Here is a 13,778-nt window from a genome sequence, read left to right on the forward strand (position 1 = left end):
ATATGAAACTGACGGATAGAGAAAAGAGGCTAATTGCAGCTTTGATCGTTGTGGCCGCTTTGGCTTTATACTATCAGTATATCGTCTATCCTAAATGGTCCAGGATAAGCCAGTTAAAAGCCGTTTACGCATCTGCTGAACAAGAGTACGGCGCTAGTGCAAAGGGTTTAAATCCATCCAATATCATGACTTCTGTAAAGAAGTACGAGGACCAGTTGGCGGCGTACAATGAATATATACCTGAATACCTAAACGCAGAAGATTTTGCGGTGCAGATGTATAAATGGGCCAGGAGCTCTGGGGTTGACATCAAGTCCATACAATTTGACCAGCAGCGGGAATCAGGTCAGCAACGGGAAAATAAAGCCGGCGGATATAAAGAGTATCCTATAGTAGTAGACGCCACTGGCAGTTATCAGGCCCTTATAAATTTTATGACATTGGTACAGAACTCAAAAAGGCTCGCTACAATAAAGGACGTATCTTTGTCCAGGTCAGAAAATAGTATTAATGCCATTCTGGATATTAGCATATATTATATAAAAGATTCTTTTGCAGCTGGTAAGTTGAAAATGTATAATGGAAAGGGCGATCCCTTTAAACCTTTGCTCGGACCTGCCCAGAAGGGATCTTCGAAAGCGGTGGGCGGCCAAACCGCAACAGGGCAGGTAGATGAGAGCGTGACGGGGCAATTAAAGGACACTATAAATCAGCTCATAGATAGTATTGGCAAAAAACAAAATGGGGGGAGGTAAGAAATGTTGAAAATCAGAAACTACATGGAAGATCTAGTGATGGGAATGATAGACGATGTTTTAAGAGATATTGACGTGTGTAAATGCGATAAATGTAAAATGGACATTGCGGCTCTGGCTTTGAACAACCTAAAACCCCATTACGTCGTCACGCCTATAGGAGAGGTATATGCTAAGGTCAATATGTTAAAACAGCAGTTTGAAGCTGATATAATTTCTGAGATAGTCAAAGCTGCTGAGTGCGTCTCTAAAAATCCTAGACATGACGTAGTTGGATTGTAAATACGGGTTTATACTGGTACGATTTTTATGAACTTGAAGGAAATCCCTCTGTTTGTGTCGAATTTACATAAACGGAGGGATTTGTTTTGTCAAAAAAAGGATTTACATTGATTGAGCTGATATGTACTTTGGCGATTTTTGCCGTAGTGGTGTCGACCTCTCTCCCTTACGCAGTAAAAATAGGTGATGTCAGGTTTAGAATAGCTCAGCGTATGCTTGTAAGCGATATCAGGTATTGTCAACAATTGTCTGATTATACCAATACGAATCACAGAATTATTTTTTCAAGCAGGAGCTATAGCATAAGTAGAGGAGTTTACGTAATTAAAACTGTATCCCTGCCTTATGGTGTGAAACTAAGTGTGATATCAGGCTCTAACACAATAGAATTTGACGGCAACGGTACACCCAAAGGGGTTTACGGAGCCGGCTGCACTTTGAAGCTTTTGTATAAAGACAGGATAGCTGTTTTAACCATAAGGCCTGTGACGGGAAGGGTGATGGTAAAATAAATCAGAAGGGCAATGTCCTCATAGATGTATTGTTGTCCATATTTTTAGTGGGTATATTCAGCGCTTCTCTTCTGTATTTATACCAGGATATTAGAAAAAATGTAGCGGATTCAGAGTTGCGAACAGAGATGGCTTATATAGCTCAAACCGTAGTAGAATCGTATAAATCCCACAAAGCCCCTGATTTATCGCCATACAATGATCTTTACGATGTGATTGTCGACGAACTTGTGCCACCTGATTTGCCTGAGGATTTAAGGGCCATAGAAGTAGTGGTACGGCTAAAGTCAGATAGTTCCCGCTATTTTAGGTTGGTTACTTACGTCAGGAAGTGGGAGCAGTGAATAGAGGTTTTACTCTTATAGAACTGGTATTATCTCTTGCCTTGCTTTCGATGGCTTTAATGCTGGTATTTTACATTTTCTCTTTTTCTTATTATAATTACGTGCGGTTTAATGAGGAGATAGAGGCTCAACAAAATTTGCGGTATGCTATGCACAGGATAATAAGCGAGATCAAAAGGGTTAACGATGCAGACAAGGTATTGGTGAAAGACGGAGGGAAAAAAATCGTCTTGCTGAAATATGATAATAATACACCTGAGGTGGATATTTATTATGTACCTCATGAAAAGGTTATTAATATGCATTCTAGAGCTAATGGAGTTGAATTAGCTCATGGCGTAGAGGATTTTCATGTTAATTTGGATGGAGATAAACTTGTGATGTACATTAAGGTCAGAAATAAAGTGTTGTCATCCACAATAAAATTAATGTATAATAATGGTGATTGACTGTGGAACGGGGATGGGTTACAATTGCAGCGATTTTAGTTATGGCGGTAGCATTGCTTTATGTTACCGCGTTAAGTGCTATGTCTTCTCAGGAGTATACCATGGCGCTTTACAGCGCCCAAGAAATGATTGCCACATACGCTGCGGAATCAGGTATGGAAGTTATGAGGTCCGCTATGAACCAGGCTGTAGATTTATTAAACAGCATGGTACAGGCAATAAAGAGCGAGCGGGAAGTTCAAGGCCGCGTATTGACGAAACCGGAAGTTTATAGCATTGTCCTTGGCTATATGAGTAATTGGTGTGAGGAAATACCCCGGGATTGGATTTATATATACAGTTATTCAGGTAAATACAAAGTGGAGAGATTGGAGTACTATGATTATAATCCTGATGTGGGTTTACCTCACATTCTGTTTTTACAGGTAAAAGGGATGTACAATAAGAGCAACTCCGTTTATAACGGCATTATCCAGCTAAATGTAGAGGATGGTTCTCTTGCGGTCAGGGCTAAAATCTTTAGGTGGGGCAAGGTGTATTGATTTGAACGCGATTTTAATTGGTTTTATGGGATGTGGCAAGACCACGACAGGTCGTATTCTCTCTTCCATGTTGAAATGGCGGTTTATCGATACTGATGACCTTGTGGTTAGAAAGACGGGGATGAGCATCCCTGAAATATTTGAGAAATTTGGTGAAGGCCATTTTAGGCGTATAGAAAGCCAGGTTATTCGGGATATTTCCAAAGTTGACAGGTGTGTCATATCGCTGGGCGGTGGAGCTGTTCTGAACGAGGACAACATTGGCTGCCTGAAAAAAAACGGCGCGGTGTTCTACCTTATGGGATCTCCTGAAACTATTATGGCTCATATCGGAAACAGCAAAGAAAGACCGCTGCTCAATACCAGCAATCCTTATGAGACCGTCAAAGAGCTGCTGAGCAAAAGGCATCATTTGTATGAAAAGAACTGCGATTTTTGTATATCAATAGATGGCAAGGATTCAAAGATTGTGGCAGAGGAGATCAGAAGAACCCTTGTCAAAGTGGAAAGGAGAAAATGATGACTATAAAATTTGGGCCATCGGGAAATTCCGATATTTTTTACCAGCAAGGACATAAATCCTCTCTGGAAATGCCTGCATGGTTGCGGGATATGGGGCTTGACGCCTATGAATACTCTTTTGGGAGGGGAATAAGGATAAAAGAAGCCACGGCGAGGGCATTAGGTGAAAACGCTAGGGTTCAGCAAATAACCATTTCAGTTCATGCGCCTTATTACATCAATCTAGCTACACCCGATCAGGACAAAAGGCGAAATTCCATAAATTATATAATCAACAGCGTTATTGCGGCCGATTGGATGGGTGCTAACCGCGTGGTGGTCCACCCAGGGGTGCCGGGTAAGAAGGACAGAAGAGAGGCGATTGAAATGGCCAAAAAAGTCCTGGCGGAAGCCTTAGAGGAAATTGATAAGCTTGGGCTTGGCCATATATCGCTGTGCCCTGAGACCATGGGTAAAAAAAATCAGCTGGGGACCGTGGATGAAATTATAGAGTTGTGTTCTTTAGATAAAAGACTTATTCCTACGATAGATTTTGGGCACATACATGCCAGAGGGGAAGGTGCGATTAAAGGCAAGGAGGATTACGCCAGGATATTGGATGCGTTGGAATCCTCTTTAAAGGATGAAAGGGCATCGTCTTTCCACGTGCATTTTAGCAGGATTGAATTTACCAGTGGAGGGGAAAGCAGGCACTGGAATCTCAAAGATGTCCAGTACGGACCTGAGTTTGAACCGCTAGCAGAACTGCTGGTGGAGCGCAAGCTGCAACCTACTGTCATATGTGAATCTAAAGGTATGATGGCAGAGGACGCCTTGCAGCTTAAAAGAATTTATTTAAACAAATTGAGTCAGAGGGGTTAAAATGTACAGCGAAAGATATAAAAAAATAGTGGTTAAGGTCGGCACCAGTTCGTTGACCCACGAAAACGGAAAGCTGGACATCGAGACCATTGAGAAATTGGTGAGGCAAATAGCAGACATCAGAAATGCCGGCATTGATATCTCCCTTGTCACATCGGGAGCTGTAGGAGCTGGGATGACAAGGCTTCACCTTAATCAAAAGCCCAGGTCTATCCCTGAAAAACAAGCGGTGGCAGCAGTGGGACAGGGTATACTTATGCACATATACGAAAAGCTATTTAGTGAGTATGGCTTGAGCGTTGCACAGATATTGCTGACCCGCGACGATCTGGGGGTGAGAAAAAGGTGCATAAACTTTATAAATACCATGTCAAAGCTTTTTGAGTACGGGGTTATACCCATAATCAATGAAAACGATACAGTGGCAGTTGAAGAATTGAGGCTGCGATTTGGCGACAACGACACCTTGTCGGCCATGGTAGCAAGCCTTATAGGGGCTGATTTGCTGGTCATTTTGTCGGATATAGAGGGGCTTTACGATAAAGACCCTCATCTGCACAGTGACGCTAAACTCATACCGATAGTTGAAAGTATAACCGATGAGATGCGCTCGGCAGCTGGCGAAAGCGTAAGCGGTTATGGTACCGGTGGTATGCGAACTAAATTGAGAGCTGCTCGTATAGCTACTGCCTCTGGAGTGGAGACGATAATAGCCAATAGCCGTAAGGACTTTGTTTTAAACAGCATTGCCAAAGGAGAACTGGTAGGTACGCTTTTTAAGGCTTCCAAGCGCAAACTGAATACCAAAGGTATATGGATTGCTTTTAGTTCTGTTAGCAACGGAAAGTTAATTGTGGACAGAGGTGCAGAGGAAGCTATAGTAAATTGGGGGAAAAGCCTTCTGGCGTGTGGCATAAAAGAAGTAGAAGGGGATTTTAATGAGGGAGATACGGTATCGGTATACAATGAGGATGGAGATGAAATAGCTAGAGGTATAGTGAAATTTTCGGCATCTGAGGTAAGAAAGATCATGGGGTACACTTCGGATAGAATAAAAGAGATTTTAGGCAGAAAGAACTGCGACGAAGTGATACACAGGGATAATATGGTAATAACCTGTTGAGGAGGGATGGCTGTGTTTGAAGAATTGCGAGAAAAATGCGCCATGGCAAAAGAAGCATCTAGAAAGATGGGGGCTTTGCCTTCGGATAAAAAAAATGAAGTGCTTTTGAAGATGGCACAATCATTGATAGACAACATGGATTCTATATTGGAAGCCAATGGCCGCGATGTAGAGAGAGCCAAGCAAAAAAGGCTTTCCAGCGCGCTTATAGACAGGTTAACTTTGAATAGTAAAAGGGTACAGGACATGGCAGATGGTTTAAAGGAATTAATTAATTTAAGCGACCCCGTAGGGGAGATAGACGGCATGTGGAAGAGGCCCAATGGGTTGACAATAGGTAGGATAAGGGTTCCTTTAGGTGTAGTGGGTATAATTTACGAGGCCCGTCCCAATGTCACGGTAGATGCTGCCGGCCTGTGCATTAAAGCGGGCAATTGTGTGGTTTTAAGAGGTGGTTCTGAGGCCATTGAATCCAACAAGGTAATTGTGGACATAATCTCTAAAGCGGCGTACAGTGCCGGCGCTCCTCAAGGGTGTGTACAGCTCATAGAGAATACTGAGAGAGAAGTTGTCAATCAATTTATGAAGATGAATGAATATCTGGACGTGCTCATACCCAGAGGAGGAGCGGGGTTGATAAAGACCGTTGTGCAAAACGCCACGGTACCTGTAATTGAAACTGGCGTGGGCAATTGCCATACGTATGTGGACGATGAAGCGGATTTAAAGATGGCAGAAGAGATAGCATTTAATGCAAAAGTTCAGCGGCCTGGTGTGTGCAATGCCATGGAGACATTGCTGGTCAATGAAAAGATCGCCAAGGAATTCTTGCCGCCTATGGTGGAACGGTTTAAAAGGGCAGGCGTAGAAATTCGCGGTTGTGAAAAAACAAGGGCGATTTGTCCCGATGTGGTATCAGCTACAGAGGAAGATTGGGCTACAGAATACCTGGACCTCATACTGGCGGTTAAGGTCGTAAGGGATATTGATGAAGCCATAGAGCACATATATAAATATGGGACCAAGCATTCTGAGGCGATAGTGACACAGAATTATAGTAAAGCGAAAAAGTTTTTAGAGCAGGTGGACGCGGCGGCGGTTTACGTCAATGCTTCCACGAGGTTTACAGACGGTAATCAGTTTGGCTTTGGCGCTGAAATAGGTATAAGCACGCAAAAACTTCACGCAAGAGGGCCTATGGGCTTAAAAGAACTGACCACTTACAAGTACATTGTACTGGGTACAGGTCAAATAAGAAGGTGATACTGGCCAAAATCGGCTTAATGTGGTATACTTCAAATGCGGTAGATTTTTTGAAAATGGGGTATGTATATGAGGCGAGTACAGGTTATACACGGTCCTAATCTGAACTTTACGGGTATAAGGGAAAAAAGCGTCTACGGCAGTGAGGGCCTTGAGGACATTAATCAGAAAATTACAGCTTATGGGGAAAAATTAGGTATTGCCGTTGACATCGCCCAATCCAACAGTGAAGGTAATATCGTGGATATAATTCAAAGCTGTTACAACAGGATGGACGGCATCATAATCAATGCAGGGGCTTATACCCATTACAGCTACGCTATAAGAGATGCTATAAAGTCTGTGGATATTCCATGTATTGAGGTTCACATGTCCAACGTATACTCCAGGGAGGAATTCAGGCACAAATCGGTTTTGTCTCCTGTATGCGTGGGGCAAATAGCGGGGTTTGGAGCGTACAGCTACATACTGGCGCTGCAGTATTTTGGATTGAAATGGAGTGATGAAAACGGAAAGAATTAAAAAATTGCGTGAAAAAATAAAAAAGGAAGGTTTGGAAGCAGCTTTAATTTTAAAGCCTGTAAATATAAGGTATTTAACGGGCTTTACAGGGGATGCGGGCTTTGTAATTTTAAATGGATCCCAGGCGGTCCTCTATACTGATTTCAGGTACATCGAGCAGGCACAGAAAGAAGTCATCCATGGAATTAAAATTGAGGAACACGGTTATCCATTGGATGACTTTATGGCGGAGCAAGTCGCAAATCTGGGATCATCAAAAGTGGGCATAGAGGAAAAATATATGTCGGTAAATCTGTACCACAAATTAAAGGAGAGATTTAAAGGAGATTTTAGGGGTATAGATGACTATATAAGCGACATGAGGGCTAAGAAAGATGAAGGCGAATTGGCGTCGATAAAAAAAGCTCAGGAGATAGCAGATAGAGCCTTTGAGCATATATGCGGCTTGATAAAGCCAGGAGTCAAAGAGAGGGATATTGCCGCAGAGCTGGAGTACTTCATAAAGAAAAACGGCGCTTCAGGTATGTCCTTTTCCACAATAGTGGTAAGCGGTGCAAATGGCTCGTTACCCCACGGTCAGCCTACGGATAAAGAAATAAAAAGAGGGGAGTTTGTTACACTGGATTTTGGATGCGTTGTTGAGGGCTATTGTTCTGATATGACAAGGACAGTAGCTGTTGGAGATGTGGACAGTGAGATGAAAAAGGTGTACGAGACGGTACTCGCTGCCCAGACAGCTGCTATTGACAGGATTAAGCCAAATATGGCTTTAAGGGATGCTGATGCGATAGCCAGGGACGTAATTAAGGAAGCGGGTTATGGCACTTACTTTGGCCACAGCCTGGGACATGGCGTGGGTTTGGAAATTCACGAAGAGCCAAGCATGGGGCCACGATCCGAAGGTTTGTTGTTGCCTGGCATGGTAGTGACCGTAGAACCTGGCGTATACATACCCGGTAGGTTTGGAGTAAGAATAGAGGATATGGTGTTTATAGAGAAAAAAGGGATAACAGATATAACTAAATCAGATAAAAAACTTACGATATTATAAAACGCGGAGGGATTAACGTATGATATCAGCAGGCGATTTTAAAAAAGGAGTTACGATAGAGTTAGACGGGCAAATTTACACGGTGGTGGATTTCCAGCACGTAAAGCCGGGTAAAGGCGCGGCGTTTGTCAGGACAAGGATAAAAAACGTTGTGACAGGTGCTGTCATAGAGAGAACCTTTAACCCTACTGAGAAGGTGGAAGAGGCCCATATAGAGAGAAAGGATATGCAGTACCTTTACAATGATGGTACTTTTTACTATTTCATGGATACCGAGACCTACGAGCAGCTTCCTTTGAGCAGAGACGTGGTGGAGGACGCTATGAAATTTTTAAAAGAGAATATGATAGCCACGGTTAAATCCTATAAGGGTAAGGTTTTTTCAGTAGAACCTCCTACTTTTGTAGAGCTGGAAGTTGTGGAAACAGAACCGGGTTTCAAAGGGGATACAGCTACAGGTGGCTCTAAGCCGGCTAAAGTGGAAACAGGTGCAGTTATACAGGTTCCTCTGTTTGTGGATGTAGGCGATGTGATAAAGATCGACACCAGGACAGGAGAGTACATCGAACGGGTATAGGATCGCCTGTAGATGCCGATAATAAATCTGAGAAAAGGAGGGTTTGATGTGAGTTACTTGAACGAAAGGGTCTCGTACCTGCGGGGGCTGGCAGAAGGTCTCGGCATGGAAGGGACGAAGGAAGAAAAGATCATAAATGCCATTATTGATACGTTGGAAGAGTTCGCTGATGCTTACAACGAGCTGGAAAACAGTTACTCTGATTTAAAGGATTACGTGGATAGCATTGATGACGATCTGGCAGATGTAGAAAACGAGCTTTTTGATGACGATGAGGATTACGTGGAGGTAGAATGCCCCAATTGCCATGAGACTGTGTACGTAGATGACGATATCTTTGAGGACGATGATGGGGAGATCGTATGTCCCAATTGTAACGAAACTATATACGTAAAGGACTTGGAAGAAACACAAGACGACGATTATGGAGAGGATAGTAAAAAGTGATATATCGGTTAAGAGAGAATCCTAAAAAGGGTTCTCTTTTTTTATGTCATAAAAGGTACGAGGGGATAATATAAATTTTAGTGAAAGGAGGACAAGTTGTGTGGGAGGAAATCATGGCTTCACTTCCCAGAAATATAAGAGAGATATTGTTGAGGATATATGGAGTAGATCTGGAAGATATAGAAGAGATAAGGCTTAGGGAAGGCAGGCCCATTTCTGTTTGCGCCGGTAACCGTATATATCACCTGGATAGCTCAGGTCATGTGGTAAGCGCTCAAGAGGCATACATAGTAGAGCGCAAAGATATAGAAACAATTGTTCAACTTATATCAAACTATTCTATATACGCCTTTGAAGACGAACTTAAAAACGGCTTTATAACTATAAGAGGAGGGCATCGCGTAGGCTTAACGGGAAAAGTGATTATGGATGGAGGCCAAATAAAAACGCAAAAATATATATCGTGTGTCAATGTGCGGATTACAAAAGAATTTCGCGGTATAGCTGAAAATCTTATGCGTTATATAATGGCATCAGGCCGGATAAAGAACACGTTAATCGTATCTCCGCCGCGATGTGGCAAAACCACTTTGCTGAGAGATATAGGAAGGAATATCAGCTGGATGGGGTTTAATGTGGGGATTGTAGATGAGAGATCAGAGATCGCCGGTTGCCACAACGGCGTGCCTCAAAGAGATGTGGGACCAAACACGGATGTCTTAGATGGATGTCCCAAAGACGTGGGTATAATGCTGATGATCAGGGCTATGTCTCCTGCGGTCATAATCACAGATGAGATAGGAGGAGATGGTGACATAAAGGCTATATGTGAATGCTTAAAGGCAGGGGTATCTATAATTACATCGGTACACGGCTATGGTGTAGATGATGTGAAAAGTAGACCTGCTTTAAGAGGTGTATTTGAAAACGCGCTTTTTGATAGATACATCATCCTTTCTTCGAGGTTAGGAACAGGTACGCTGGAGGGTATATTTGACGGTAAAGGCGATCCCATTTACGTAGGGCCGAGGAGGTTGGAGGTGAAAAAGTGATACTAAAGCTGATAGGAAGTATAATCGTCTTATTTTCCACTACTCTTATGGGAATGGTGCTAGCTCGAAATTACAAGCTAAGACTGTCATCGCTTAAAGATATACACAGATGCCTTGAATACTTAATGTCCCAGATAGTTTACGTCCATACGCCTTTGCCTGAAGCCTTTGTTAACACCGCTGCAATAGCCAGCAAAGATGTTGCTCCTATTTTTAGAGGTGTTGTGGCCGTACTGGAAAACGAGGAAAACTGCTCTATAGGACAGGCTTTTATAAGGGCTTTGGACGAGGCAAATCTGCCTTTGGACAGAGAAGATATTAAGATAATAGAACATCTGGCCAACAATCTGGGTTGCACTGACGTAGAAAACCAGGTAAGGTCTTTTAAACTGGCTTTAAGCGAGATTTCAAGACAGGAAGAGGTGGCTTTAAAGTTAAAGGAAAAAAATGAAAAGGTGTTTAAAGAAATAGGTTTTTTAAGTGGAGCTATTATCGTCATATTGCTGATATAAGCTACACGCGTAGATAAAGGTAAAGGGGTGTTCCATGTGAACATAGACTTAATATTTAAAATAGCTGCTATAGGCATACTGGTTTCTGTGCTAAACATGATATTGACTCATTCGGGGCGTGAGGAACAGGCGATGATGGTGACGCTGGCCGGTATAGTGGTAGTGCTTATGATGGTAATATCCCTCATAAACCAGTTGTTTACCACGGTAAAAAGCATCTTTAATTTATACTGATCAGGGGATTCTGAGATGAATATCGTACAGATTGTCATGTTAGGGCTTGTAGCCGCGTTGTTATCTATTATATTAAAAGATCAAAAACCTGAGCTGTCCATGATGATAGCTCTGGTGACTGGGGTAATAATATTCATATTCGCCGTGGATAAGCTGTTGCCGGTTTTTGACGTATTAAAAAGCTTATCCGAGAAAGCGCACGTGGACAGGCTGTATCTGGGTATCATACTGAAAATAGTAGGTATTGCTTATATCACAGAATTTACCGCTCAAATATTAAAAGATGCTGATGAAAACAGTATAGCATCACGGGTGGAATTTGGAGGGAAGGTGCTTATCCTTCTCCAGGCCTTGCCTGTGGTTACAGCGCTGGTGGATATAGTTTTGAAGATCATGGGATGAAGGTGAAAGCGTGAGGAGAAAAATAGCTATCATAGGGCTTATATTTTTTTATGTTTTAATCGCTATATGCGAGATTAGGCCTGCTTATGCTGCCGATGTGCAGAATGATATAATAGAACAACAAGAAAGCGCTTTAAATGTAGACAGCGTGCAGCAGATACTGAATGAAATAAACAGCGTGAATAGCGATATGCCTAGATTAAATATCAAGGAATTAATATACGATGTTATAAACGGCAAAAATATTATTGATATAAACCAAGTACTAAGCGGTGGAATTAAGATGGTGTTTAGAGAGATATCTTTAAATGCAAAGCTTCTGGCTCAGATTATCGCTTTAAGCGTTATATGCGCTTTGCTTGTAAACCTCCAACACAGTTTTGATGGGGAAGCCATAGGTCAAATTGCTTTTTTAGCTACTTATATGGTCATCATAATATTGCTTTTAAATAGCTTTAAGGCCTCTATGGATGTGGGTAAAAAAGCCATCGATCAAATGGTAAATTTTATGCAAGCTCTTATGCCAACCCTTTTTGCGGCTATGGTGTCCTCAGGCTCTACCGTGTCGGTTGCCGCTTTCAGCCCTATAATAGCTTTTTCTGTGGAAGGGATCAGCGCTATTATAAGAGATTATATTATGCCGCTTATATACTGGGTATCTGTCCTATCCCTTGTCAGTAATTTAAACACAAAGGTACAGATTGACAGGTGCATAAGTTTTATGAAAAATATTATAACCACGGTAATTGTGCTGTTGCCCCTTATGTTAGTAGGTGTACTGACTGTGGAAGGCGTGACATCGCCTTTTGTAGATAATGCGGCTATAAAGACGGCAAAATTCGCTACGGATAAGTTTATTCCAGTGGTAGGGGGGGTCATATCGGATACCGTTGATGCTATCCTCAGGTATATGGTTATCTTAAAAAACAGCATAGGCGTGGTGGGGATGCTTGCCGTAGTGTTTATTGCCATTTACCCTTTGGTAAAGATGTTCGCGTTGCTTGTCATACTTAAAATTTCAGCAGCTTTTATACAGCCTATCACTGATGATAAAGTGGTAAAAGGTTTAGAAGGAGTAGCCGGTTCTTTAGTGCTTATGATAAGCTGCGTCGTGGTTGTAGCGGTGATGTTCTTTATATCCCTGGCTATTTTGCTGGCTGCTACCAGTTTTTTAAGGGTGTGATTTATTATGGAGTTTTTAAAGTCGTGGATCACAGGTATTATTATGTTGGTGATCTTTATTACAGTGGTGGACTTGCTCCTCCCTGATAATAAATACAAAAAGTACATAGACCTGACAGTGGGGATGATAGTTATGATTTCCATAATTGAACCTGTATTGGGATTTGTGATGTCTCAAAAAGGGTTTAATATTCAATTGGCGCAAGGGCCTAAAACAGGTTTTTATTATGATGTGTCTGATATCCAGAAAAAACAGGAGGAAATCATAATAAAGGCATACAAAGACAATCTGGCCAGACAAATATCCGATTACATCAGAGATAAGTACGGGCTTAACGCAAAAGCAATAGAATTGTCAGTAGGGAGCAAACAGAGTATGTACTCTATAAACCGAATAAGTATCGTTTTTGACCGGTGGGCCTTCCACGGCAGCGGTGATAAAGTGCGTGACATTAAAAACGATATTTCATTAGTATATAATTTGCCGGTAGAGAATATAAGTATATTGGAAAATTAAACAAGAGATAAGAGGTGGTGTATTTGAATGGATTACTGAGGTTTATGAAATACGATAGAAAAATGGAAAATCTGATTGTGTTTGCTTTGATAGGCGTGATACTGATTATAGCTGGTAGTTTTTTTACTAGAGGGGAAAGTGGCGGTAAGAATGCGACGAAAACAGATTTGAATAAAACAGCTAGCCTGAATTCAGGATATGAAGATGAGTTAGAAAAAAAATTGGAGGATATGCTGTCTAATGTAAAAGGGGTAAAAGAGGTTAAGGTTATGGTAATGCTGGCATCGGATAAAGGAACTATGGTACCGGCCGTGGACAACAGCGAGTCCAAGAGGATTACCGAAGAAAAGGATAGCCAGGGTGGAAGCCGCACCATAACGGAATACTCCAGCGACAAAAAGACTGTCACTGTTAATACCTCGTCAGGAAATCAGCCTGTGGTATTGAGCGAAACCGCGCCAGAAGTTAAGGGGGTGTTGGTAGTCGTAAATGGACCAGATGATTCCGATTTTTTGTATAAACTCTCCAGCATGGTGCAGGTGGCCCTGGGTATACCTGCATATAAAGTAATGGTAGTGGCGGGTAAATAATATAATTATGTATGAGAAATTAAAAAAATTGGAGGGATC

21 protein-coding genes are annotated in these 13,778 nt (G+C 42.0%); all 21 read left to right on the plus strand.

Annotation, left to right across the window (positions count from 1 at the left end; translation table 11 throughout):
* Positions 1 to 2 precede the first annotated feature (2 nt).
* The 21 genes from pilO (at position 3) to CALPO_RS0112060 (ending at position 13,739) form a co-directional block, all read left to right on the plus strand.
* The gene (pilO, locus tag CALPO_RS0111960; protein ID WP_026487534.1) at positions 3 to 755 is read left to right on the plus strand and encodes a type 4a pilus biogenesis protein PilO; all 753 of its coding nucleotides are present in this window, start codon (positions 3 to 5) and stop codon (positions 753 to 755) included.
* Positions 756 to 758: 3 nt separating this feature from the next.
* Positions 759 to 1,037, plus strand: coding sequence for a late competence development ComFB family protein (locus CALPO_RS0111965; RefSeq protein WP_035172612.1), 279 nt, complete (start codon positions 759 to 761; stop codon positions 1,035 to 1,037).
* 86 nt (positions 1,038 to 1,123) lie between these two features.
* On the plus strand, positions 1,124 to 1,549 hold the full coding sequence (locus CALPO_RS0111970; protein WP_026487536.1) for a pilus assembly FimT family protein: 426 nt from the start codon (positions 1,124 to 1,126) through the stop codon (positions 1,547 to 1,549).
* 32 nt (positions 1,550 to 1,581) lie between these two features.
* The gene (locus tag CALPO_RS0111975) at positions 1,582 to 1,893 is read left to right on the plus strand and encodes a hypothetical protein (RefSeq protein ID WP_026487537.1); all 312 of its coding nucleotides are present in this window, start codon (positions 1,582 to 1,584) and stop codon (positions 1,891 to 1,893) included.
* The gene (locus tag CALPO_RS0111980) at positions 1,890 to 2,342 is read left to right on the plus strand and encodes a prepilin-type N-terminal cleavage/methylation domain-containing protein (RefSeq protein WP_026487538.1); all 453 of its coding nucleotides are present in this window, start codon (positions 1,890 to 1,892) and stop codon (positions 2,340 to 2,342) included. The genes CALPO_RS0111975 and CALPO_RS0111980 overlap by 4 nt, the downstream gene beginning before the upstream one ends.
* A gap of 2 nt (positions 2,343 to 2,344) precedes the next feature.
* Positions 2,345 to 2,884 (plus strand): pilus assembly PilX N-terminal domain-containing protein, encoded by a 540-nt coding sequence (locus CALPO_RS0111985; RefSeq protein ID WP_026487539.1) that lies wholly within the window; start codon positions 2,345 to 2,347, stop codon positions 2,882 to 2,884.
* Between the two features lies 1 nt (position 2,885).
* A complete protein-coding gene (locus CALPO_RS13935) occupies positions 2,886 to 3,404 on the plus strand; it encodes a shikimate kinase (RefSeq protein WP_051585984.1) in 519 nt (172 codons plus the stop codon).
* A complete protein-coding gene (locus CALPO_RS0111995) occupies positions 3,404 to 4,267 on the plus strand; it encodes a TIM barrel protein (RefSeq protein WP_026487540.1) in 864 nt (287 codons plus the stop codon). Before CALPO_RS13935 ends, CALPO_RS0111995 begins: the two co-directional genes overlap by 1 nt.
* A gap of 1 nt (position 4,268) precedes the next feature.
* Positions 4,269 to 5,390, plus strand: coding sequence for a glutamate 5-kinase (gene proB, locus CALPO_RS0112000; RefSeq protein ID WP_026487541.1), 1,122 nt, complete (start codon positions 4,269 to 4,271; stop codon positions 5,388 to 5,390).
* 6 nt (positions 5,391 to 5,396) lie between these two features.
* On the plus strand, positions 5,397 to 6,653 hold the full coding sequence (locus CALPO_RS0112005) for a glutamate-5-semialdehyde dehydrogenase (RefSeq protein ID WP_026487542.1): 1,257 nt from the start codon (positions 5,397 to 5,399) through the stop codon (positions 6,651 to 6,653).
* Between the two features lie 69 nt (positions 6,654 to 6,722).
* Positions 6,723 to 7,175 (plus strand): type II 3-dehydroquinate dehydratase, encoded by a 453-nt coding sequence (gene aroQ / locus CALPO_RS0112010; protein ID WP_026487543.1) that lies wholly within the window; start codon positions 6,723 to 6,725, stop codon positions 7,173 to 7,175.
* Positions 7,156 to 8,226 (plus strand): M24 family metallopeptidase, encoded by a 1,071-nt coding sequence (locus CALPO_RS0112015; RefSeq protein WP_026487544.1) that lies wholly within the window; start codon positions 7,156 to 7,158, stop codon positions 8,224 to 8,226. Before aroQ ends, CALPO_RS0112015 begins: the two co-directional genes overlap by 20 nt.
* A gap of 19 nt (positions 8,227 to 8,245) precedes the next feature.
* The gene (efp, locus tag CALPO_RS0112020) at positions 8,246 to 8,803 is read left to right on the plus strand and encodes an elongation factor P (protein WP_026487545.1); all 558 of its coding nucleotides are present in this window, start codon (positions 8,246 to 8,248) and stop codon (positions 8,801 to 8,803) included.
* A 48-nt stretch (positions 8,804 to 8,851) separates the two neighbouring features.
* Positions 8,852 to 9,250 carry a CD1247 N-terminal domain-containing protein gene (locus CALPO_RS0112025; protein ID WP_026487546.1) on the plus strand — a complete coding sequence of 133 codons (399 nt, stop codon included), beginning with the start codon at positions 8,852 to 8,854 and terminating at the stop codon, positions 9,248 to 9,250.
* A gap of 98 nt (positions 9,251 to 9,348) precedes the next feature.
* Positions 9,349 to 10,302 (plus strand): stage III sporulation protein AA, encoded by a 954-nt coding sequence (gene spoIIIAA, locus CALPO_RS0112030; protein WP_322786109.1) that lies wholly within the window; start codon positions 9,349 to 9,351, stop codon positions 10,300 to 10,302.
* Positions 10,299 to 10,814, plus strand: a complete 516-nt coding sequence (locus CALPO_RS0112035) for a hypothetical protein (protein WP_026487548.1) — start codon at positions 10,299 to 10,301, stop codon at positions 10,812 to 10,814. The genes spoIIIAA and CALPO_RS0112035 overlap by 4 nt, the downstream gene beginning before the upstream one ends.
* A 36-nt stretch (positions 10,815 to 10,850) precedes the next feature.
* Positions 10,851 to 11,048 carry a stage III sporulation protein AC gene (spoIIIAC, locus tag CALPO_RS0112040; RefSeq protein WP_026487549.1) on the plus strand — a complete coding sequence of 66 codons (198 nt, stop codon included), beginning with the start codon at positions 10,851 to 10,853 and terminating at the stop codon, positions 11,046 to 11,048.
* Positions 11,049 to 11,063: 15 nt separating this feature from the next.
* Positions 11,064 to 11,450: a stage III sporulation protein AD gene (gene spoIIIAD, locus CALPO_RS0112045; protein ID WP_026487550.1), complete on the plus strand. Its 387-nt coding sequence runs from the start codon at positions 11,064 to 11,066 to the stop codon at positions 11,448 to 11,450.
* Positions 11,451 to 11,460: 10 nt separating this feature from the next.
* Positions 11,461 to 12,633 carry a stage III sporulation protein AE gene (spoIIIAE, locus tag CALPO_RS0112050; RefSeq protein ID WP_026487551.1) on the plus strand — a complete coding sequence of 391 codons (1,173 nt, stop codon included), beginning with the start codon at positions 11,461 to 11,463 and terminating at the stop codon, positions 12,631 to 12,633.
* 6 nt (positions 12,634 to 12,639) lie between these two features.
* Complete coding sequence (spoIIIAF, locus tag CALPO_RS0112055; RefSeq protein WP_026487552.1) at positions 12,640 to 13,149, plus strand: stage III sporulation protein AF; 510 nt, start codon at positions 12,640 to 12,642, stop codon at positions 13,147 to 13,149.
* Positions 13,150 to 13,172: 23 nt separating this feature from the next.
* Complete coding sequence (locus CALPO_RS0112060) at positions 13,173 to 13,739, plus strand: hypothetical protein (RefSeq protein ID WP_026487553.1); 567 nt, start codon at positions 13,173 to 13,175, stop codon at positions 13,737 to 13,739.
* The last annotated feature ends 39 nt before the right edge of the window (positions 13,740 to 13,778 follow it).

It is taken from the genome of Caldanaerobius polysaccharolyticus DSM 13641, assembly GCF_000427425.1.
In the GTDB taxonomy this organism is placed as follows: Bacteria; Bacillota; Thermoanaerobacteria; order Thermoanaerobacterales; family Caldanaerobiaceae; genus Caldanaerobius; species Caldanaerobius polysaccharolyticus.

Bases quoted from the DNA above. Each gene is read 5' to 3' on its own strand.
- spoIIIAF (WP_026487552.1), top strand. From the start codon at position 12,640: ATGGAGTTTTTAAAGTCGTGGATCACAGGTATTATTATGTTGGTGATC.
- CALPO_RS0111965 (WP_035172612.1), top strand. From the start codon at position 759: ATGTTGAAAATCAGAAACTACATGGAAGATCTAGTGATGGGAATGATA.
- spoIIIAD (WP_026487550.1), top strand. From the start codon at position 11,064: ATGAATATCGTACAGATTGTCATGTTAGGGCTTGTAGCCGCGTTGTTA.
- CALPO_RS0112005 (WP_026487542.1), top strand. From the start codon at position 5,397: ATGGCTGTGTTTGAAGAATTGCGAGAAAAATGCGCCATGGCAAAAGAA.
- efp (WP_026487545.1), top strand. From the start codon at position 8,246: ATGATATCAGCAGGCGATTTTAAAAAAGGAGTTACGATAGAGTTAGAC.
- proB (WP_026487541.1), top strand. From the start codon at position 4,269: ATGTACAGCGAAAGATATAAAAAAATAGTGGTTAAGGTCGGCACCAGT.
- CALPO_RS0112015 (WP_026487544.1), top strand. From the start codon at position 7,156: ATGAAAACGGAAAGAATTAAAAAATTGCGTGAAAAAATAAAAAAGGAA.
- aroQ (WP_026487543.1), top strand. From the start codon at position 6,723: ATGAGGCGAGTACAGGTTATACACGGTCCTAATCTGAACTTTACGGGT.
- CALPO_RS0111995 (WP_026487540.1), top strand. From the start codon at position 3,404: ATGACTATAAAATTTGGGCCATCGGGAAATTCCGATATTTTTTACCAG.
- pilO (WP_026487534.1), top strand. From the start codon at position 3: ATGAAACTGACGGATAGAGAAAAGAGGCTAATTGCAGCTTTGATCGTT.